Origin of the sequence: Octadecabacter arcticus 238, assembly GCF_000155735.2 — a bacterium.
Classification (GTDB): Bacteria; Pseudomonadota; Alphaproteobacteria; order Rhodobacterales; family Rhodobacteraceae; genus Octadecabacter; species Octadecabacter arcticus.
The window spans coordinates 3,318,370-3,338,575 of record NC_020908.1 but is presented as its reverse complement, the minus strand read 5'-3'; the positions used below and the strand labels follow the sequence as shown (position 1 = coordinate 3,338,575).

Here is a 20,206-nt window from a genome sequence, read left to right as displayed (position 1 = left end):
GCGCAGACGCATTTGTGGCCTTCACAAGCGGCGCCACACTCGGCAGAGTTGTGAAATTGCGAAAGGGGTTTTGGTATGCAAACAAAAGTCGCCATCATCGGCGGGTCTGGGCTGTATGACATTGAAGGTCTGCAAAATCCAAAGTGGGTCGACGTCGATAGTCCGTGGGGTGCACCGTCTGATGCAATCCTGACCGGTGAACTGGGCGGCGTTGATGTTGCGTTTTTGCCAAGGCACGGGCGCGGGCATATGCATTCGCCCAGCACAGTTCCCTACCGCGCCAATATTGATGCGCTGAAAAGGCTCGGCTGCACGGACGTGATTTCAGTGTCAGCCTGTGGGTCGTTTCGCGAAGACATGGCGCCTGGGGATTTTGTCATCGTCAGTGATTTTATTGACCGTACGTTTGCACGGGAGAAGTCGTTTTTCGGCACCGGTTGCGTCGCCCATGTCAGTGTCGCGCATCCTGTTTGTGCCCGTTTGGGCGATGCGGTTGAGTTGGCGGCGCGTGCGGCGGGCGTTACCATCCACCGAGGTGGCACATATTTGGCGATGGAAGGCCCGCAGTTTTCTTCGTTAGCGGAAAGCAAACTCTACCGCGAGGTTTGGGGCTGCGATGTCATCGGCATGACCAACATGCCAGAGGCGAAACTGGCGCGGGAGGCGGAACTTTGCTACGCCAGCGTTGCGATGATCACTGATTATGACAGTTGGCACCCCGACCACGGTAGCGTCGACATTTCCGACATCAATTCGACCTTGGGCGCAAATTCAAAAGCGGCGAAATCCATGGTTGTGGATATTGCTGCACGGCTGGGCCAAACGCACGAAGCCTGTCCTCGCGGATGTGATCGCGCGCTGGATTTTGCGATCATGACAGCACCCGAGGCCCGTGATCCAGCTCTTTTAGCCAAACTTGATGCGGTCGCGGGGCGGGTGCTTTGATCCGATTTCTGTTGGCTTTATTGCTGGCAACGCCGCTTGCGGCGCAGGAATATGTTGTCACCGACGGGCCGCTTACAGATGGGGAGTTTTATAGTTTGGTGTCATGTGCCGCCCTGCCTGGGCAGGGGTGCAACGAACCGATCATCCGGTGGGACCCGCCAGTGATCACAGTGACGTTCGCGCCCATTCCTCAGAATTATCCCGTTGATTTAGCAATGGAAATGACGCGTGCGCTGGATACAACAATTACCCAGATCAACGCCGCCGCCCCAGGATTGAGCCTGCGCCGCGTTTCGAACTCTCAACCCGCACACATTTTGCTGTACTTACAGGCGATCCGTGCTGGTGATGCCATTCGCGGTACGGGCTATCCAGAGATGGACGGTATTCCAATCGGGGCCGCACAAATACAGGTGTTCTGGGACGGCGACCAATCCCTGACCGACGCAGCGATTGTGTTTGCTGCCGATATTCCGATTGATCAGGCGGGGCCGATCATGCTTGAAGAACTGACGCAGGCGATGGGCCTGATGACCGACATTCGCAATTCGTATTACGAAACCCGATCCGTGTTTTCCGAAGACAGCAACACCGTCACCAAGCTGGGAGTGCAAGATCGCGCAGCGTTGCGATTTCACTACCCTGCGCGCTAACCGTCCCTCAAGGAGCCAATATGAAAACCCCTGCCAAAACCGTTCGCGACTACATCCGCACCATTCCTGATTTCCCCCACGAAGGGATTATGTTTCGCGATGTGACGACTTTGTTTGCCAATCCACGCGGGTTTCGCATGGCGGTGGATCAGCTGTTGCATCCCTATGCGGGCGAAGACATCGACGTGGTGGTCGGACTTGAAGCGCGCGGATTTATCCTTGGTGGGGCGATTGCGCACCAGTTGGGCAAAGGGTTCGTGCCAATCCGCAAAAAGGGCAAACTGCCCGGTGCCACGATTGAACAGTCCTACACGCTAGAATACGGCGAGGCGGTCATGGAAATTCACAACGACGCGATTGAGGCCGGAGCCAAGGTTCTGGTTGTTGATGACCTGCTGGCCACAGGTGGGACGGCGGCAGCGGGGATCAAACTGCTGGAAAAACTTGGCGGCAACGTCGTGGGCTGCGCCTTTGTTATTGACCTGCCAGAACTGGGCGGTCGTGCAAAACTTGAAAACCTCGGCATGGACGTGCACGCATTATGTGCATTTGACGGGGCCTAATTCATTTGGCCTAATTCGTCTTGCGTTTGGGCATGAACGGCAAGGGGGCGACGGGTATACCGTCTTCTATCAAATTTTTGGCGTCTGCGAAATTCGCTTCGCCCCAGATTGCGCGTTCTGGGGCGTCGCCATCATGCATTTTGCGGGCTTCATCAGCAAAGCTAGGACCAACATAATCACTGTTGTCTTCAACGTATTTACGCAGCTTTGTCAGTGCTTTCTCTGCACCTGACGTGGGCGTTTTTAAATCGCTCGCGCGGCTTTTGGCAGGAACAGACGGCGACATCATCGCCCGCGTCACAGCCACTGATCCACAGACCGCACAGGACAAATGCCCCCCCAGCGCCAATGCATCAAAGGCGTTTGAAGACTGAAACCAGCTTTCAAACTGGTGGTCTTTGTCACAGCTGAGTGTGTAGCGGATCAAGGGGTCCTCGGTTTGCAAGAGTGGTCAGACGTCAAGAACGTCGACAGATTAGAAAGTAGGGCCGCACAAGCGCAAGGGCAAGGTCGCACAGGCTAGGCTAGGCGGTGTCAGGCTGAAACCGCATGATGATCTGGCTGAGTTCCGCGTCATCCACAAGTGCGGCGGCTTTTTTGCGCGACAGCCACTTGCGATTGCGTTCTTTGTGTTCTGGCCAAGTCCGAAGTACGTTTTTAACCTTGAGTGGATAAACCACAGCAATGCAGGGTAATTCATTCTTGGAGTGGACTTTGTAGTAGCTGAATACACCGATCGGGCGGGGTTCGATTTTGCCACGCACGCCTGCCTCTTCAAAGGCTTCTGTTGCAGCGGCGTCCATCGGAGTTTGCCCGTTCATTGGCCAGCCCTTCGGTACGATCCACCGACCGGAACGTCGCGACGTCACCAGGCAAAATTGCACTTTTTCGTTCTTGATGCGATAGCACAACGCCGCAAATTGCGTGCGCAGGTCCGTTTTGGCCGCGTCACCCAATATAATTTCTTGTTGCAGCAAACTGTTCATGTTTGCGGTTCCGCCTGTTGCCCTTCGCGCGCGTTGGTGCGCACAATTATCTTATGGAATTATCTACCGAAAGTATGAGCCCTTTGCAAAGATTTACAAGGTTTTCGGGCCACTACCTGCTGTTGTGGTTTTTCGCTTTGATGGCATGTCCGCAAGTGGTCCATTCTGAAATTCAGCCTGACACGATTACCGTATTCGCCGCGTCGAGCCTGCGTGATGCGGTGGGTGAAGTGGCGCAGCATTATACGGCAGAAACTGGAACGGACGTGGTTCTGGTATTCGCTGCCACCTCAGCTATCGCGCGTCAGGTCGGGGGCGCAGCACCTGCGGACGTGGCGTTGCTGGCCGATCAAGACTGGGCCGATTGGCTGGTGGCGCAAGGCACTGTTGCGCAGGTAACCGCCTTTGCGGGCAATCAATTGGTGCTGATCGGGCGCGATGATGCACCGATTGCCGACCCGCAAGACATTGAAGCGGCATTGGGCGACGGCGTGCTCGCAATGGCGCAGGTCGATGCGGTTCCGGCGGGGCGCTACGGCAAGGCGGCACTGGTGTCATTGGGCCTATGGAACAGCGTTGCCGCGCGTGTTGTCCAAGCCGCCAACGTGCGCGCAGCACTACGGTTTGTTGAACTTGGAGAGGCCCCTTTGGGCATCGGCTATGCTAGCGATCTGGTGGCGCTGCCCAACCTGACGCAAGTTTATGCGTTTGCACCTGACACGCACCCCGACATCATCTATTCCGCTGCCCAAGTGACACCGAAAAGCGCAGATTTTATGGTATATCTTCAATCCGTTGCGGCGCAAGACAGCCTTGTGCGGTGGGGGTTTTCCCGCTTGGACGTTGCGCCATGACCGACTGGCTCGGCCCCGCCGAATGGACTGCCCTTTGGCTGTCCCTGAAAGTTGCGTTTTGGGCGACGTTGTTCAGCCTGCCGTTCGGATTTGCCGCCGCATACGCTTTGGCGCGGGGATCGTTCTTTGGTCGCCAAGCGTTGAACGTTTTGGTGCATTTGCCGCTGGTCATGCCACCGGTGGTGACGGGTTATCTGCTGTTGCTCGGCTTTGGGCGCACGGGGCCACTGGGCGAAGTGTTTGAACAGCTGTTCGGGATCATTTTCGCGTTCCGCTGGACGGGGGCCGCGCTGGCCGCTGCCGTCATGGGATTCCCGCTTATGGTGCGCGCGATCCGCCTGTCGCTTGAAGCGATTGACCAAGGATTGGAAGAAGCGGCAGGCACTTTGGGCGCATCTCGACTGCGTGTCCTGCGCACGGTCACCCTGCCGCTGGCATGGCCTGGAATTCTGGCTGGTACCGTATTGGGCTTCGCCAAAGGCATGGGCGAATTCGGCGCGACAGTGACGTTCGTATCCAACATTCCGGGACAGACGCAAACGCTGGCGCTGTCCATCGACACGCTGCTCGAAGTGCCGGGTGGGGAACCGCTGGCCCTAAGGTTGGCCATTGTGTCCATCGCCATCGCCGCTGTCGCATTGATCGTGTCTGAACTGCTCGCGCAGCGGGTCACCAGACGGAGGGCTGTGTGATGCTGCGTGTATCCATCGCCAAGGAATTTGACGGTTTTGCATTGGATGTGACGTTGGACGCGCCAGCAGGCGTCACCGCAATTTTTGGCCCGTCAGGGTCGGGGAAAACCAGTGTGATCCGCGCCATTGCGGGCTTGCTGGCGTGTGATCGCGCCGAAGTGTCGTTGGATGGCCGCGACCTGTCCAAGCTGTCACCGCACAAACGCGGTGTCGGCTATGTCTTTCAAGACGCACGGCTTTTTCCGCATATGTCAGTCCTGAAAAACCTGCGATATGGCGGCGTCCACGATGAAGACGCGGTTGTTGCGGTGTTGGGTCTGGGCGCGCTGCTGGATCGGTTTCCCGCCGCGCTTTCGGGGGGTGAAAAACAACGCGTCGCCCTTGGTCGTGCGTTGATGTCAGCACCCAAGGTCCTACTGCTCGACGAACCATTGTCGGCCTTGGATGCGCCGCGTAAGGCCGAAGTGTTGCCATACCTCGAAGCATTGCGCGACCAAACGGCGATCCCGATCCTGTATGTTAGCCATGACATGGGCGAAGTCGCGCGATTGGCCAGCCGGATCGTCGTCTTGAACGAGGGCCGCGTGGTGCTGGAGGGCACCGTCGAGGACGTATTGGCCGACCCTGCGGCGGTGCCATTTTTGGGCGTTCGTGATGCCGGTGCCGTTTTGACGGGCCGTGTTGTTGGCCACGCAACCGACGGTTTGACCAAGATTGAAACTGGCGCTGGCGCGCTTTGGGTGCCGGGGGCGGTGGGGCGTGCAGGTAGCACTGTGCGCGTGCGAGTTCCGGCGCAGGATGTGATCCTGTCACGCTCTGCCCCGACAGATATCAGTGCGTTGAATGTCTTGCCCGTCACCATCGCAGCTTTGGAACGCGGCGCTGGTCCTGGGGTGGCGGTGGCGCTGACTGCGGGCGATGCCCGCCTGTTGGCGCGGGTGACAAAACGGTCGTGTGACGTCATGGGATTGGCCGTTGGCGACCAGATTTTTGCGATCCTGAAGGCCACAGCGATTGCGCCTGCGGATGTTGGTTAGCGGTAGGTCGCGATAAGATCGCCCGGTGCTGGCGTCGCTTCATAGATCGCGCGCGCGATTGCGCGGCTCAGGCATGTTGCAGCTGCTGCGCCAATCGGGGCGTAGGCCGCGTGATCTATGGGTGCGCCGGTCCCTGTCGACACACCAAACACCAAATCACCGTCCAGCGGTGTGTGGGATGGCACAATTGCGCGGGCCATGCCGTCGTGGGCATTCACCGCAAGACGGTGGCATTGCGTTTTGGTCAACGGCGCGTCGGTCGCGACAATGGCGATCGTGGTATTGGCACCGACGGACGCATGCAGCCCCATCGCACGTTCCTTACGGCTTGGGTCCGGCGCAGTGTACCCGCCTGCCGGATCGGGACCGAGCCCGCCGAATTCATTGCCCATTTCAAATGGAGCGGCCCAGAAATGGCGATCCCCGTGGGTCGTGACGCTGCCCAATGCGTTAACCACGACAAGGGCGGCGACGGTCGTGCCGTCCGGCAACACGACGGACGCCGATCCAAGCCCGCCCTTCTGTCGTGCGGCCATCGCACCCGTGCCAGCGCCGACGCTGCCAAGCGCAAAGTCCTGCGTCGCGTTGACCAAGGCCGCGCGACCCAATGCGGGGTAGGGGTTTACGTCCCACGCTTTGTTGCCGCCGTTGATCAGATCAAACACAATGGCCCCAGGGACAATCGGCACAGTGACGTTTCCCACAGCGAACCCACGACCCATATCGCGCAAGCCATCCGCGACGCCGCCACAGGCATCCAGACCAAATGCCGATCCGCCCGACAACACCAAGGCGTCAACCTGTTGCACGGTTTTGTCAGGCGCCAGAAGGTCAGTTTCGCGCGTGCCAGGCCCGCCGCCCATGACGTGGACCGATGCGGTGAAGGGCGCATCCCCCAGCAGAACGGTACTGCCGGATTTTAGCGTGGCGTCTTGCGCATTGCCGACCCGCAGGCCTGTGATGTCGGTGATCAAATTTCGCGGCCCTGTCTTGTAAGTCATTGAATTCCCCTAACCATGCCATGCCGCTACGGTTTTGAGCGTTGAAAAACCGTACAGCGCCTCAAAGCCCTTTTCGCGGCCGTGGCCTGACTTTCCGACGCCGCCGAACGGCAATTCCACGCCGCCGCCTGCGCCGTAGTTGTTGATAAAGACTTGGCCTGACTTCAACGCTTTGGCCAGTCGCATCTGGCGCCCGCCGTCCGCTGTCCAAACGGATGCGACCAGACCGAAATCTGTCGAATTGGCGATGCGCAGGGCGTCGGCTTCGTCGTCAAAGGGGATCAAAACTTGTACCGGTCCGAAAATTTCATCTTGGGCGAGGGGGTGATCCGGTGGCACGTCCGCAAACAATGTTGGGGCCACATAATGTCCGGCGGCGTCGGTCACGATCTGCCCGCGTGCCGCGATGGTGAGGTTGGCACCCTTGGCGAGGAAGCCCAACACGATGTCTTTCTGGCGGGCTGAAATCAAGGGTCCGACGTTGAGGTCGTCCATCGCGGGGCCAACTTTCAAGGCACGGTAGGCAGCGGCCATGCGGTCGCGCACGGTGTCGTAAACGCCGCGCTGCACCAAGATGCGGCTGGAAGCCGAACAGGTTTGGCCAGCATTCTGGATGCCCGCTTTCACCAAGAACGGCAGTGCGCGGTCGAGGTCCGCGTCGTCAAACACAAGCTGCGGGGATTTCCCGCCAAGTTCTAGCGTTACGGGTATGACGTTTTTTGCAGCCGCTGCCTGGATCATTTCGCCCGTGCGGACTGATCCGGTGAACGACATATGCGCTATGCCAGTATGTGACGACAGAGCTGCGCCAGCTTCAGCGCCGAGGCCCGTGACGACGTTTAACGCCCCGGCCGGAAGACCCGCGTCCGTCGCTATTTGCGCAAACGCCAGTGCCGTGAGACAGGCGTCTTCGGCAGGTTTCAAAACGCAAGCATTGCCCATCGCAAGTGCCGCCCCCACCGAGCGCCCGATGATCTGCATTGGGTAGTTCCAAGGGATGATATGGCCCGTGACGCCATGCGGTTCGCGCAGAGTATAAACGGTATATCCAGCCTGATAAGGTATTGTTTCGCCTGTGATTTTATCCGCCGCACCGCCGTAAAATTCAAAATACCGTGCCAGTGCCACGGCATCGGCGCGGGCCTGCGTCAGGGGTTTGCCGACGTCGCGGGATTCCAGCTCCGCAAGCGCATCAACATGTGTCAAAACGACCTGCCCGATGCGGCTTAGGATGCGGCCACGATCCAGCGCCGTCATTGCACCCCATGCACCGTTCAGCGCGGTGTGTGCGGCGGTCACGGCGGCGTCTATATCGGCTGGAGTGCCGCGCGCGATGGAGTTGAGCGGGTCGCCCGTGGAGGGGTCCGTCACAGGGATTGTCGCTTTGGCCGGTGTCCATTTACCACCGATCAGATGGTGGGCGACGGGGATGTCAAAGGGCGTCAGTGGCATGTCAGGCTTCCTCAAAATCAGGCAGCTTGGGGGCGGCGGCCAATAGGGTTTGTGTGTAGGGGTGTTGGGGGTTGTTGAAGACGGATTCAGTTGCGCCCTGTTCGACGATTTGACCGAATTTCATCACCAGAACGCGATCTGTGACGCTGCGCACAACTGTCAGATCATGGCTTATGAACAGATAGGCAAGCGGGCGTTTTCGACATAGGTCCGCAATTAAATCAAGAACTTGTGCGCGAACCGATACGTCCAGTGCTGACACCGCTTCGTCAAAAATGATCAAGTCGGGTTCCACGATCAGGGCGCGCGCGATTGCGATGCGCTGGCGTTGGCCACCAGAAAATTCATGGATGTATTTGGATGCATCAGACGCCGACAAACCGACGTCTTCCAATGCGGCGGCAATGCGTGCTTCTGGGTTGTCGGGGGGGTGATCAAGCAGGTGCCAAGGTTCTGATACCAAACGCGAAACGCGGTGGCGCGGGTTGAAAGACCCGTAGGGATCTTGAAACACCACCTGCATTTTTCGCCGCACGGGCAGGTTGGGTTTCTTGCCCGCAAAGACAGGTGCGCCGTCTAGCGTGATGGTGCCGCCTTGTACGTCTTCAAGACCTAGCAGCGCGCGGGTTAAGGTGGATTTTCCACAGCCGCTTTCGCCGACCAATCCGACCCTTTCACCGCGATCAATTGTAAAGCTGACGTCGTCGAGTGCGCGAAATTTAGGGCGCGGACCGAACAGCGTTTTGCGCCGCGCTGGGTAGTCACGCACGATGTGACTTGCGTGCACAAGCTGTACACAACCTGTATGTACAGGCAGGTCAACTTGATGGCTCGACGCATCAAAGAGCGCGCGGGTGTAAGGGTGGCGCATATTCGCCAAAAGATCGTGCGTCGGCGCGGATTCCACGACGCGGCCTTTTTGCATGACGACGATGTGGTCGGCAACGTCCGCGACCACAGCCAGATCGTGGGTGATCAGCAAAAGCCCCATGTCAAATTCGCGCACGAGGTCTTTGAGAAGCGTCAGAATGTTGGCCTGCGTCGTTACATCCAGCGCCGTTGTCGGTTCATCCGCGATCAGCAGTCTGGGGTGTTTCACGATGGCCATCGCGATGACGACGCGTTGGCGTTGGCCGCCGGATAATTCATGGGGAAACCGCAAAGGTGCAACATCAAGCCCGACGCGTTGCAACATATCGGCGGCGCGTTTGTGCGCCTGTTTCTTGCTCGTATTCTCATGAATGAGGATCGTTTCGGCCACCTGATCGCCGATGGTTTGGACTGGATTGAGCGCGGTCATCGGTTCTTGAAATACCATGCCCATGGTGTTGCCGCGCATTTTGCACAGGTCGGGTTCCGACGTGGTCAGGATATCGGTTCCATCCAGCAGGATTTGCCCTGAGCTGCGCGCACCGCGCGGCAGCAAGCCCATGATCGACAGGGCGGTCATCGATTTGCCCGACCCGCTTTCGCCCGTGATCGCGACGATTTCCCCGCGCTGTAGCTGCAAATCGACGTCGTGCAGAATGTCTGTGGTCCCGATGGTTAATATCAGATCGCGGATGTGAAGCAGGGTCATGTTCTGGCAATCCTGATCCGTGGGTCGAGCCAGTCGCGCAGCCCGTCACCCAGCAGGTTGAGGCCCAGCACCATCAAGACGATCGCCATTCCGGGTATCAGGGCCGTGTGCGGCGCAATTGAGGTGAGCGTTTGCGCGTCTGCCAACATGCGCCCCCAGCTTGCGGTGGGGGGCTGCGCGCCGAGGCCGATGTAGGACAATGCGGCTTCGGCGAGAATGCCGAGGGAAAACTGGATCGTGCCTTGGACGATCATCAGGTTGGTGATGTTGGGCAGGATGTGTTCGATTGAGATGCGCAGGCTGGATTTGCCCGCAACGCGCGCCGCGAGGATGAAATCGCGTTCCCAGATCGGCAGGGCCGCGCCGCGCGACAGCCGCGCAAACACGGGGATGTTGAAAATTCCGATGGCGATGATAGCGTTGATCGCGGAAGGGCCAAAGATGGCAGTGATCAGGATTGCGATCACAAGGCTGGGAAAGGCAAACACGAGGTCGTTGCCGCGCATGATCAGCTCGTCCAGCAGCGATCCGCGCCGCGCGGCGGCCAGAAGGCCAAGCGGGACGCCGATGCAGATGCCGATACCCACCGCGAGGACGGCGACGGCGATAGACGTGCGCGCGCCCAACATGATCATTGAAAGTATATCGCGGCCAAAGTGATCTGTGCCGAGCCAGTTCGCGGCATCAGGTCGATGAAGTTTGTTTGGAATATCAAACGACTGTATGTCGTAGGGCGTATATATAAACGACAGTGCGGCGAGGCCGAGGAAGACCAGCGTTAAGGTTGCTCCTATGGCGATGCTCCGGCTCATGCGCGGCTGCGCAATCGTGGATCAACGACGGCATAGGCCAGATCCACAGCGAAATTCACCACGATGACGACAAAAACCAACAGCATCACCACACTTTCTACAACGATCAAATCGCGGGCAGAAATGGATTGAAAAATCAGGCGACCAAGACCGGGGAGGAAGAAAATTTGTTCGATGATAATGCCGCCGGCCAGAAGGAACGAGAACTGCAATCCAATAATCGTGAGGACTGGGATCAGGGCGTTGCGTACCGCGTGCCGCCATAGGGCCTGGCGGCGGGTCAGCCCCTTGGCGCGGGCGGTGCGAATGTAATCTTCCCCAAGATTATCGAGGAGCGAGGAGCGCATGACACGCGCAAGAATTGCCGCTTGTGGCAGCGCCAATGCGATTGCGGGAAGGGTCAGGGATTTAATCGCGAGCAGGGGCGTGTCCCAGCCGGGAAACCCGCCAGCTGAAAACCAGCGCAGCTTGATCGCGAAGATCAGCACAAGGATCATGGCGAACCAGAAATTCGGGATCGCAACACCAAGTTGCGTCGCGCCCATGATCGACACATCGCCCATGCCACCGCGACGGCTGGCGGCAATTATGCCAGCGGGGAAGGCAATGATCGTGGAGAGGAACAGCGCGTAGATCGCAAGGGGCAGGGAGACCCAAATGCGGTCATTTACCAGTTCGGCAACAGGGGTTTTATAGGTCCATGAGATACCAAAATCGCCCGTCAGCATCCCTGTGACCCAAGTGAAATAGCGCAAGGGTAGCGGGTCGTTGAGGCCCATTTGATCGCGCAGCGCCAACAGCGTGTCAGGGCGGGCATTGACGCCAAGCATGAAGGCCGCGGGATCACCGGGAATGACTTCGATCACTGCAAAAATAACGATGCTAGCTGCGATGAGGCTGAGGGTGAGCGAGAGGAGGCGCGACGCGATGTAGCGGATCATGCGACGTCTGCGCCGCAGATGAGGGCGCGCTGCCCCGTCCTTCGGACTCCCCGAGATATTTTCGAAGCAAAGACGGGGGAGTCAAAGACTGGGGAAGACAACGGGTGTGGGGGGCAAACGCTGTGCCCCCCTTTGGTGCGTATCATTCGGACCAAGTGACGCCGGTGAGGTCCACGGCGGCTGTCGGCTGATTAAGCCAGAGGCCGTTCAGACCCGCCTTTGCGACTGTCGGCACAGCAAGCTGGAACAGGTAGCCGTTGACGTAATCCTCAGAGATTATCGTTTGGGCGTCTGCGAGCAATGCGCTGCGTGTGGCAGGGTCGGTGGTGGCGTTCAGCGTGTCCATCAAAGCCTGAAATTCCGGATTGTCGTATTGGAAGTAATACTTAGGATCAGCGTAGATGCCGATGTCCATCGGTTCGGTGTGGGACACGATCGACAGGCCAAAGTCATTCCCGTTAAAGACCTCTTCGATCCATTGCGCCCATTCGAGATTGCTGATTTCGGCCGTGATCCCGACCTCGCGCAGTTGGCTTGCGATGATTTCACCGCCGCGCCGTGCGTAGGAGGGCGGCGGCAGTTTCAGCGTCGTTGTGAACCCGTCCGCAAAGCCAGCCTCGGCAAGTAATTCACGGGCGCGTTGAGGGTTGTAGGTGCTGTTGGCGATCAGGTCGACGTAGTCGGGGTTGTGCGGCGCAAAGTGCGTGCCGATGGGTGTGCCATAGCCGAACATTGCGCCATCAATGATTGATTGACGGTCGATGGCCAGTGACACGGCTTGGCGCACCAAGACATTATCGAAGGGTGGCATTTTGTTGTTCATCGACAAGATCGTTTCGCCCTCGGTGTTGCCAACGAGGACCTGGAACCGTGGATCAGCCTCAAATTGTGGCAGGTTTTCGGGGGCAGGGAAGCCGACAAAGGCGTCGACGTCTTCGGCCATCACAGCGGCAAACGCGGCTGTGGGGTCGGAGATAAAGCGGAACGTCGCGGTTTCGAGCGCGGCGGGCTGTCCCCAATAGCTCTTATTGCGTGTCAGTTCCAAGCGGTCGCCTTGGACCCAGTCGGTGAAGGTGAACGCGCCGGTGCCAATCGGGTTTGAGGCAATGGTGTCAATGCTTTCTGGCGCAACGATCACGGCGTCACCCCATGCCATGTTGAACAAGATCATGCCGTTGGGTTGGGACAGCGTGACAGCGACCGTCAGCGGATCAACGACAGTGACATCAGCGATATCGGCAAACAGGCCTTTTTGCGCATTGATGCTTTCTTCGCTGCGGGCACGATCAAGTGAGAATTTTACATCTTCGGCATCCATGGTGGTGCCGTCATGGAACGTCACGCCATCGTGGAGCATGAAGGTATAGGTCAGCCCGTCTTCGGAAATGTCCCAGCTTTGTGCGAGGCCCGCGACAACGGATCCGTCGGCCATGAACCGCGTCAGGCCCTCAAACACATTTGAATACAGCACGGAATCAATGGCTTGCGCTGCACCACCCGTGGGGTCAAGGTTCGGTGGTTCCAACTGGATGGCGACAGTGATGCTGGTTTGCGCCGACGCGATGCTGGCCGTCAGAGCAAGCACGCTGGCAGATAGAAGTTTGGTAAAATGGGTCATATCGATTCCTCCTTGATTAGTCTTTTGGCAGTAGCAGTGCGGCCAGACTTCTGACCATAACCTCTACACTCACCATCATATCATCAACCCCGATATATTCATCGGGTTTGTGGGCCAGTTCCAGAATGCCCGGTCCGTAAGCGACACAGTTCTTTAATTTGCCGATCCGGTCGATGTGTTTTTGATCATAGGTGCCGGGGCTGGCAACAAATTGTGCGGGCTTTCCGAGCACTTTTTGAATTTGTCCCGCAATCGTGGCGGCGATCGGTGCGTTGCGGTCGGTCATTGATGGCAACACGTGGTTAAGCTCCGTCAGCGCGTAGTCGAATTTGGCGCGGCTGGATTTGAGGCCGTCAAGAATACCAGTCACCTCATCGCGCACCATATCGAGCGGTTCTTCATCCAAGAAGCGGCGATCAATGACGATGCGGCACGAATCTGGCACGCAGTGTGCGGGCAGGCCGGTGAAATCGTCCGCCTGTTCTTTTTGACCGCCGTGAATCGAATTGATGTTCATCGTCGATTGTCGTGCGCCTTCGGGAACGACAGGCATGTCGGTGCGCCGCAGCGCCATTGCGGGAAACAAATCGGTTTCGAATTTGTTCAAAACAGCGCCCATGTGGCGCACGGCGCAATCGCCAAGAAACGGCATTGATCCATGTGCAATTTCGCCGAATGTTTCAATTTCCGCCCACCAACCGCCGCGATGGCCAAGGCAAACGCGGTCTTTGTTCAGGGGTTCGGGGATGATGACGTGCTGGACTTTCGCTGGATCGAAAAAGCCCTTTTCGGCAAGGTAGGCGACGCCGCCATAGCCGCCGGATTCTTCATCCGCTGTGCCTGAAATCTCAATCGCGCCGTGAAAGTCGGGGTAGGTCTCGATAAATGCTTCAGCCGCGATGATCGATGCTGCAAGTCCGCCTTTCATGTCGCATGCACCGCGTCCGTAGATTTTGCCGTCAATCAGATCGCCGCCGAACGGGTCTTGCGTCCAGCCATTGCCGACCTCGACCACGTCGGTGTGGCTGTTAAAATGCACGCAGTCGCCTTTTTGCGCGCCGTCGCGGCGTGCCACGATATTCCAACGGGGGTATTTTTCACTGTCGCCGGGGGTGTCATGGGCGCGGATCAGTTCGGTTGTGAAGCCGTGTGCGGACAAGCGGCGGTCCAGATAGTCACAAATGTCGCGATAATTATCGCCTGGGGGATTGAGCGTCGGGATGCGGATCAGATCCTGCGTCAAAGCGATCAGGTCATCGCGTTTGTCCGTGATCCGCGCAAGAAGGGGGGCAAGGTCAGTCATGGGGCGAGTATTGGCGAGGGCACGCGGCGCCGCAAGGGGCGAGGTGCATTCGGACAGGGATTAGTGCGCGGGCGGGTCCGGTGCGCGGACATGGCGGTGCAACATGCCTGCCAGATCAATTCGCGCCCGAAGTCGCGCGGCCAGCAGAAAAATTCCCGCAAATTTCCGCTGGATCAAAAGCACATCCATCGGCAAGACAGGCGGTACGAACCCGTCCTCAAACAGCGCAAAGCCATCCCTTTGAAGCTGTTGGGGCAAGTCATCTTGACTGAAATCAATTGCCATTCCATCTTTGATTACGCCAAACGCGCGACGGATCATTTGGGCAATTATGATGCTGTGGGCGTTGCGGGTGGCGGAATCGAATAGCCCGATGTCTTGTGCGGCTTTCAGGATGTCATCCAGATCATCGTCCAACCCCGCGCGGATCAACGCGCGATATTGGTCGGTGACGGCCGGATCAATGGCGCGCACTGCCCCGAAGTCGAGCAGAACGATCTGATGTGTGTCGGTCTGGTACAAATAATTGGCGAAATTGGGGTCGGTTTGCATCAAGCCGAATTCAAACAATTCGCGAAATGTCAGATCCAGAAGGTTGGTGATGATCTGGTCGCGGACAGTTTGGCTGTCGTTTTCTGCATCCTCAATCGGGATGCCAGTCACGTAGTCCATCGCGAGGATTTGTGGCGTGGACCAGTCTGAGTGCCGCGTCGGGACAACGAACTGCGGTGCCGCGCCCAGCAGGGATTGAAACCGCATCAATTGCGCGCCTTCACGGTCATAATCGGTTTCATCGTGCAGTTGTTTGCGCCCTTCTTGCAGGTAGGGCGCCAGTTCAAACCCCTTTGGCAGCAGACCCGACATGCGGATCAGCGCGCCGACGTTGGCCACGTCACTGTCGATGCTGTTGGCCACGCCGGGATACTGGATTTTCATCGCCAGATCGCGCCCGTCTTTCAGCTGGGCGCGATGGACCTGCCCGATTGACGCCGCAGCTATGGGCCGCACATCAAATTTGGTGAACGATTTCAACCACCCGTTGGGCCACTGCGCATTCAAAACCTGTTTAAGCTGCGCGGGGGGCATCGGGTGTGCGTCGTTGCGCAGCCTTGTCATGATCTGTGCCAGTTCCGGCGGTAAAAAATCGCCTGAATCCATCGACACCAGTTGGCCGATTTTCATTGCCGCACCGCGCATTTTCGACAGCTGATCGGTGACGCGGGTGATGTTTTTTGGCGTGAGGAAGAGATCCTTCATCACGGGGCGCTGGCCTTTGCCAAGCTGCGCGGCACCATTCACCACCATGTTTCCCATGACGCCAAACGTCATCGCACCCATATGGCCAAGCCGCGACAGCCGCCCCGACGGAATGACGATTGAGCGATCATCGTCTGGTTTATCGTTCATGTTTGTCACCCATTTGGGTCCCTATTTGTAGGTTTCCCGCCGGTCGCCAAAATCGCGCACCCGCTTGCGCCATGTCTTGTAACTTCCTGCTTTCAGCGTGTCGCGCATCAGGGCTTTGACGTCTTTTTCACCAAGTCCGTATTCCGCCTGAATGGTGGCAAAGCTGACGTGATCGGACAGCGCCATATGCACGATATCGCTGATATGTTCTGGGCTGAGGTCGGATATTTTCTGCATAATGTTCAGTTAGCCCCGCGGTCTGAGCGGTCAAACATTTTCGCCCCGATCAATGGCTTTGAAGAACCGCTGCGCATCGTCGCTGATCGCGGCGCGTTTTTCATCGTCCATGCCGGCGTAGGTTCTATAGGTCATGCCCATGCGCGGATTGCGGTTCAGTTTGGCTGCGTTGCGGTCCATAAAATCCCAGTACAGGTAATTGAACGGGCAGGCGGTCGGGCCGTTCTTGACGGTCGGTTTGTAGCGGCAAGACCCGCAATAATTCGACATCTTGTTGATATATGTCCCGCTGGCAGCATAGGGTTTGCTGCCCATGGTCCCGCCATCGGCGAACAGAACCATGCCTGTGACGTTCGGCAATTCGACCCATTCATAAGCGTCGGCGTAGACTAGCAGGTACCATTCATTGACCGCGTCCGGATCAAGCCCCGCGATCAGGGCAAAGTTCCCCAGCACCATGAGCCGCTGGATATGATGCGCGTAGGCGTTTTGTTTGGTTTCGGTGATGCATTGGCGCATGCAGTTCATTTGCGTATCGGCGGTCCAGTAAAATGCGGGCAGCGGACGTTTGGCATCAAGGAAATTCAACGCCTTATAGTCCGGCATTTTGAGCCAGTAGATCCCGCGCACGTATTCCCGCCAGCCGAGGATTTGTCTGATGAACCCTTCAACCGCGTTCAGCGGCGCGGTGCCGTCATGATACGCAGCTTCAGCGCGTTGGATGCATTCAAGCGGCGCGAGCAGACCGCAGTTCAGGTACAGCCCGATATGACTGTGATACATCCAAGGTTCATCTTGGATCATCGCGTCTTGATAATCCCCGAACAGCGGCAGGCGGTCTGTTAAGAAGGTGTCCAATGCCAGAAACGCCTGCTCGCGCGTTACCGCAAAATGAAACGGCAACAGGTCGCCGAAGTGATCGGCGAACTGTGTCTCCACGAGGGCGATGACATCTTGTGTGATCGCATCTGGGGGCGCGTGATACGTGTCTGGAACGGTCAGCCCTGTGGCGGGTGGTTTGCGGTTTTCAGCATCAAAGTTCCACTGGCCACCAATTGGCCCATCGGGGTCCATCAAAACTGAGTATTTGCGGCGCATGTCGCGGTAGAAATATTCCATTCGCAATTGTTTGCGCCCCTCGGCCCAGGCCGCGAAATCAGCGGGGGAGCAGAGAAAACGGTCATCCTCGCGGATCGTGACCGGAAGGCCGAGCGCGTCTGACCAAAGGGCCATTTCAACCTGTAAACGGTGCTCTGCAGGGGCGGTGACGATCACTTCGGATATGTCGTGCTGGGTTGCCATTCGGGTCACTTCGCCCAGCAACGACCCCGAGTTTTCCGGGTCGTCGTATTTGACGTATTGGACGGGGGTGCCTTGGTTCGACAGCAGCTGCGCGAAATGGCGCATTGCCGAGAACAAGAAGACGATCTTTTTCTTGTGGTGTTTGACGTAGGTGGCCTCTGTGCGGACCTCGCACATTAGCAGTACGTCGCCGTCTGTGGCATCGTTGAGACTGGAAAGCGACATCGTTAACTGGTCGCCAAGGATCAAACGCAGCTTCATGGGTTGGCCCGCCTCCGTCGAAAGGGGTTGCTAGAAGTTCTGTGTATAGGCGCGTGTTTGTCGTTGCTTTTCATGGAGTTTGAGATGGCGTTGTACGGGTTAAAATCAACCACCTAAATTCGCGCGCGTTGCGCTGAAGCAGAACCTTCGTCGTGGCTTTAAATTCTGTGCCAACAGGTTGAAAGCCAATACTTTAGCTGGAAAACGGTAAGCGACGCGGATGTCGCATAGGTTCAGGTTATATTTTGCTTTGGACATAGCATCGAGCCAAATGGGATGGGCGGTCACTGTGACTGAGGTCTTCGCGGACCACGCATGGCGGGGATGCCACCCAAAGCCATGTCGATTACTATCGAAAGTATATGTCGCAGTATCTTATGGATATAAATGGGTGCAGAATGGAGTTTTCCCTAAAACTTTGGATACCATCTTACTATCGAACGGCTGCACTAGTCGTTTTGAGGCACCGAACCGCCACACCTTACGAAATTTCCGGGACATGTGGTCCTGCGTTGGGAATTCCGGAGTTATACTCCTGCGCCTGAATTGACCTGACGATTTTGGGCCTGCGATTCACTTCGTCGCATGGCCAAAGGCGATTCAGTCTGTATTTTGAGTTTATGAGCAAGCAATACAAAACAGTCTCCTTATCCGACGAGCAGCGCATAGCACTTGAAGCGCTTTGCCGCCGCCGCAAAGTTGACGCCCTTGTTTGGAAACGGGCGCGCGCGTTTCTTCTTTTGGACGCAGGAGAAGACGCCGGAACGGCTTGACGGATTTTGGATATTGGCCCGACAGTTTTGACGGAGTGGCGATTTGCCTTTGCCGGTGCGGGACTATCGTTTTTCGGTCTGAAGGACTACAGCCAGCGTCAGGTGTATAGGTTCAGGTGTTTTGAGACTCACACGACTTTGGCCTGAGTGATTCGAATTTACTTTCCACAAACGGGATTAAAGCCACCGGCTTCCAGCCGGTCCGCTTTAGCGTAATGTACTATAATCTTCCCTCTCATTTTTAAGACCCCGCGAAGCGGTAAGGGTCTTAAAAATGAGAGGGAAGATTATGATCTATTCCACAGGAAGCCATACCAAATTTTATCACCGGTTTCACGTCGTCTGGACAACAAAATACCGATACAAAGTTATGCGCGGTGAAATGCGTGAGCGTATCCGTGAAATCATTATCCAAACATGCCAAGAACTTGGCGTGCATATTGAGAAGGGCGTATTGTCGACCGATCACGTCCACATGTTCATATCGGTCCCGCCTCAGATAGCATTGTCAAAGGTGATGATGCGGATCAAGGGACGCTCGTCTTATAAGATACAGCGCGAGTTTCCCGAACTGCGCAAACGGTACTGGGGCCAGCGGTTTTGGGCTCGCGGATTTTTCTCAACAACCAGCGGCAATGTCACTGACGCTGTCATACTTCAGTATCTTGAATTACATTCAAAAAGGGAACCTACCGGCGTCAGCCGGTAGTCGTTCAGTCCATTGGTGTCTTGCCTTTCAAGGCATGATGAGGCCTGAATGTGTTGTATTTATTGACGGCTTTTCGAAGTTCAAACCGCATCGCTCCTATGCTGTCGGCAATGAGATCACGACATGCATAGAACTCTTCGCGGAAGGTGCGGTTACCGCGCTCGACACCACCGTTGTATTTTGGCCTTGCTGGCGGCAGCACAATGAGCGGGATCTCCATCTGTTCGCACGCTGTCTCAAAATCGGCCATAAACTCAGACCCGCCATCGACTTGAATTGAGATGATCTTATAGGGAGCTATTTCCACGAGTTCTTGCAAAAACCGTTTGGCAGAGCGTGCCGTGGCATTCGAATAAACTTGCGCGTGGATATGCTTGCTACACCTCTCCCAGGCTTGAAAGTGTTTGCACGTGACGCCGTTCTTCGTGGCAGTCATATGATCGATCTGCACACGCTCGCCAACCACAATATCTTTGTAATCCCTATATTTCCATCCCTTGGCATGCCCCTTGGAAAAATTACGCTTGCGCTTTTGGGGCGCAGATCTTGATCGTGTGATCAGGCCTTTTTTCCTTAGAAAGCTCAAAATGCGCCCCACGGTGCTATCGCTCATGGTTTGCTTTTTGTCGCGACGCAAGATGGCCCCTATTTTCTCCTTACCGTAGGTTTCATTGTCGCGGCGGGCCTCAAGCACCAATTGCTTTTCTGCCTCGCCCCACTGTGACTTGTTGCAGCGTTTGGGAGCCTTTGAAGGCGGTATGATTGCCTGCGCCAAAACCTTCAAAATACGCTTGTGACGGTAATATGTCGCGCGCGAGATGCCGACGAATTCAGCGCACTTTGATAGAGAAACGCCCTCTGTACGTAAGTCGTCCCATTGCCGAACCTGACCTTCGTATTTGATACGGTACACGTCCAAACATTCTTGTGTCCGCGCCCAAGCATAAAGTTTATAAACGTTCTTGTGCAGTCCGATGATTTGCATATTGGCCTCGTGAGCTGGTTTCTTTCAATTCTCAGTCTCCGAGGTCGCCTAAATCTTGGCAACAAAATTTTGTCTCACATCTATCTGAACTTATTC

The 20,206-nt window shown here is 56.8% G+C and carries 20 protein-coding genes and 1 pseudogene; 8 read left to right on the top strand and 13 right to left on the bottom strand.

All coding sequences use genetic code 11. The annotated features are described in order from the left end of the window. The first annotated feature begins 75 nt into the window (after positions 1-75). Genes OA238_RS17285 through OA238_RS17275 form a run of 3 tightly spaced genes read left to right on the top strand, consistent with a single transcriptional unit; the run spans position 76 to position 2,161 of the window. On the top strand, positions 76-945 hold the full coding sequence (locus OA238_RS17285) for an S-methyl-5'-thioadenosine phosphorylase (protein WP_015496166.1): 870 nt from the start codon (positions 76-78) through the stop codon (positions 943-945). Continuing rightward, complete coding sequence (locus OA238_RS17280; RefSeq protein WP_015496165.1) at positions 942-1,598, top strand: DUF2927 domain-containing protein; 657 nt, start codon at positions 942-944, stop codon at positions 1,596-1,598. Before OA238_RS17285 ends, OA238_RS17280 begins: the two co-directional genes overlap by 4 nt. 20 nt (positions 1,599-1,618) lie before the next feature. Further along, positions 1,619-2,161: an adenine phosphoribosyltransferase gene (locus OA238_RS17275; RefSeq protein WP_015496164.1), complete on the top strand. Its 543-nt coding sequence runs from the start codon at positions 1,619-1,621 to the stop codon at positions 2,159-2,161. A gap of 10 nt (positions 2,162-2,171) precedes the next feature. Here OA238_RS17275 and OA238_RS17270 read toward each other — a convergent pair whose 3' ends face one another. Both OA238_RS17270 and OA238_RS17265 read right to left on the bottom strand, forming a co-directional pair. Further along, on the bottom strand, positions 2,172-2,588 hold the full coding sequence (locus OA238_RS17270; protein ID WP_015496163.1) for a DUF1178 family protein: 417 nt from the start codon (positions 2,586-2,588) through the stop codon (positions 2,172-2,174). A gap of 97 nt (positions 2,589-2,685) precedes the next feature. Beyond that, positions 2,686-3,147, bottom strand: a complete 462-nt coding sequence (locus OA238_RS17265; RefSeq protein ID WP_015496162.1) for an NUDIX hydrolase — start codon at positions 3,145-3,147, stop codon at positions 2,686-2,688. Between the two features lie 140 nt (positions 3,148-3,287). Between OA238_RS17265 and modA the strand changes: the two genes are divergently transcribed. Genes modA through modC form a run of 3 tightly spaced genes read left to right on the top strand, consistent with a single transcriptional unit; the run spans position 3,288 to position 5,730 of the window. Then, on the top strand, positions 3,288-4,001 hold the full coding sequence (gene modA, locus OA238_RS17260) for a molybdate ABC transporter substrate-binding protein (RefSeq protein ID WP_245581548.1): 714 nt from the start codon (positions 3,288-3,290) through the stop codon (positions 3,999-4,001). Continuing rightward, positions 3,998-4,693, top strand: coding sequence for a molybdate ABC transporter permease subunit (gene modB / locus OA238_RS17255; RefSeq protein ID WP_015496160.1), 696 nt, complete (start codon positions 3,998-4,000; stop codon positions 4,691-4,693). Before modA ends, modB begins: the two co-directional genes overlap by 4 nt. Then, positions 4,693-5,730 (top strand): molybdenum ABC transporter ATP-binding protein, encoded by a 1,038-nt coding sequence (gene modC, locus OA238_RS17250; protein ID WP_015496159.1) that lies wholly within the window; start codon positions 4,693-4,695, stop codon positions 5,728-5,730. The genes modB and modC overlap by 1 nt, the downstream gene beginning before the upstream one ends. On the opposite strand, the gene OA238_RS17245 is transcribed toward modC, so the two are convergent. The 10 genes from OA238_RS17245 to OA238_RS17200 form a co-directional block, all read right to left on the bottom strand. After that, the gene (locus tag OA238_RS17245) at positions 5,727-6,731 is read right to left on the bottom strand and encodes a P1 family peptidase (protein ID WP_015496158.1); all 1,005 of its coding nucleotides are present in this window, start codon (positions 6,729-6,731) and stop codon (positions 5,727-5,729) included. The two genes, modC and OA238_RS17245, sit on opposite strands and share 4 nt — an antisense overlap. 9 nt (positions 6,732-6,740) lie before the next feature. Continuing rightward, on the bottom strand, positions 6,741-8,183 hold the full coding sequence (locus tag OA238_RS17240) for an aldehyde dehydrogenase family protein (RefSeq protein ID WP_015496157.1): 1,443 nt from the start codon (positions 8,181-8,183) through the stop codon (positions 6,741-6,743). 1 nt (position 8,184) lies between these two features. After that, entirely contained in the window at positions 8,185-9,762 is a 1,578-nt protein-coding gene (locus OA238_RS17235) for an ABC transporter ATP-binding protein (RefSeq protein ID WP_015496156.1), read from the bottom strand. Beyond that, positions 9,759-10,574: an ABC transporter permease gene (locus OA238_RS17230; protein ID WP_015496155.1), complete on the bottom strand. Its 816-nt coding sequence runs from the start codon at positions 10,572-10,574 to the stop codon at positions 9,759-9,761. The genes OA238_RS17235 and OA238_RS17230 overlap by 4 nt, the downstream gene beginning before the upstream one ends. Further along, the gene (locus tag OA238_RS17225; RefSeq protein WP_015496154.1) at positions 10,571-11,515 is read right to left on the bottom strand and encodes an ABC transporter permease; all 945 of its coding nucleotides are present in this window, start codon (positions 11,513-11,515) and stop codon (positions 10,571-10,573) included. The genes OA238_RS17230 and OA238_RS17225 overlap by 4 nt, the downstream gene beginning before the upstream one ends. 142 nt (positions 11,516-11,657) lie before the next feature. Beyond that, a complete protein-coding gene (locus OA238_RS17220; RefSeq protein WP_015496153.1) occupies positions 11,658-13,133 on the bottom strand; it encodes an ABC transporter substrate-binding protein in 1,476 nt (491 codons plus the stop codon). Between the two features lie 16 nt (positions 13,134-13,149). Further along, on the bottom strand, positions 13,150-14,436 hold the full coding sequence (locus tag OA238_RS17215; RefSeq protein ID WP_015496152.1) for an acetylornithine deacetylase/succinyl-diaminopimelate desuccinylase family protein: 1,287 nt from the start codon (positions 14,434-14,436) through the stop codon (positions 13,150-13,152). A gap of 60 nt (positions 14,437-14,496) precedes the next feature. Continuing rightward, complete coding sequence (locus tag OA238_RS17210; protein WP_015496151.1) at positions 14,497-15,843, bottom strand: ABC1 kinase family protein; 1,347 nt, start codon at positions 15,841-15,843, stop codon at positions 14,497-14,499. Positions 15,844-15,864: 21 nt separating this feature from the next. Beyond that, a complete protein-coding gene (locus OA238_RS17205; RefSeq protein WP_015496150.1) occupies positions 15,865-16,080 on the bottom strand; it encodes a DUF2805 domain-containing protein in 216 nt (71 codons plus the stop codon). A gap of 30 nt (positions 16,081-16,110) precedes the next feature. Continuing rightward, on the bottom strand, positions 16,111-17,643 hold the full coding sequence (locus tag OA238_RS17200) for a cryptochrome/photolyase family protein (protein WP_015496149.1): 1,533 nt from the start codon (positions 17,641-17,643) through the stop codon (positions 16,111-16,113). Between the two features lie 620 nt (positions 17,644-18,263). Between OA238_RS17200 and OA238_RS31905 the strand changes: the two are divergent. Further along, a pseudogene (locus OA238_RS31905) lies at positions 18,264-18,518 on the top strand (IS630 family transposase); the annotation flags it as partial. 187 nt (positions 18,519-18,705) lie between these two features. Further along, positions 18,706-19,125 carry an IS200/IS605 family transposase gene (gene tnpA, locus OA238_RS17195; RefSeq protein ID WP_015494130.1) on the top strand — a complete coding sequence of 140 codons (420 nt, stop codon included), beginning with the start codon at positions 18,706-18,708 and terminating at the stop codon, positions 19,123-19,125. Positions 19,126-19,129: 4 nt separating this feature from the next. On the opposite strand, the gene OA238_RS17190 is transcribed toward tnpA, so the two are convergent. After that, positions 19,130-20,110: an integrase core domain-containing protein gene (locus tag OA238_RS17190; RefSeq protein ID WP_015496148.1), complete on the bottom strand. Its 981-nt coding sequence runs from the start codon at positions 20,108-20,110 to the stop codon at positions 19,130-19,132. Positions 20,111-20,206 lie beyond the last annotated feature (96 nt).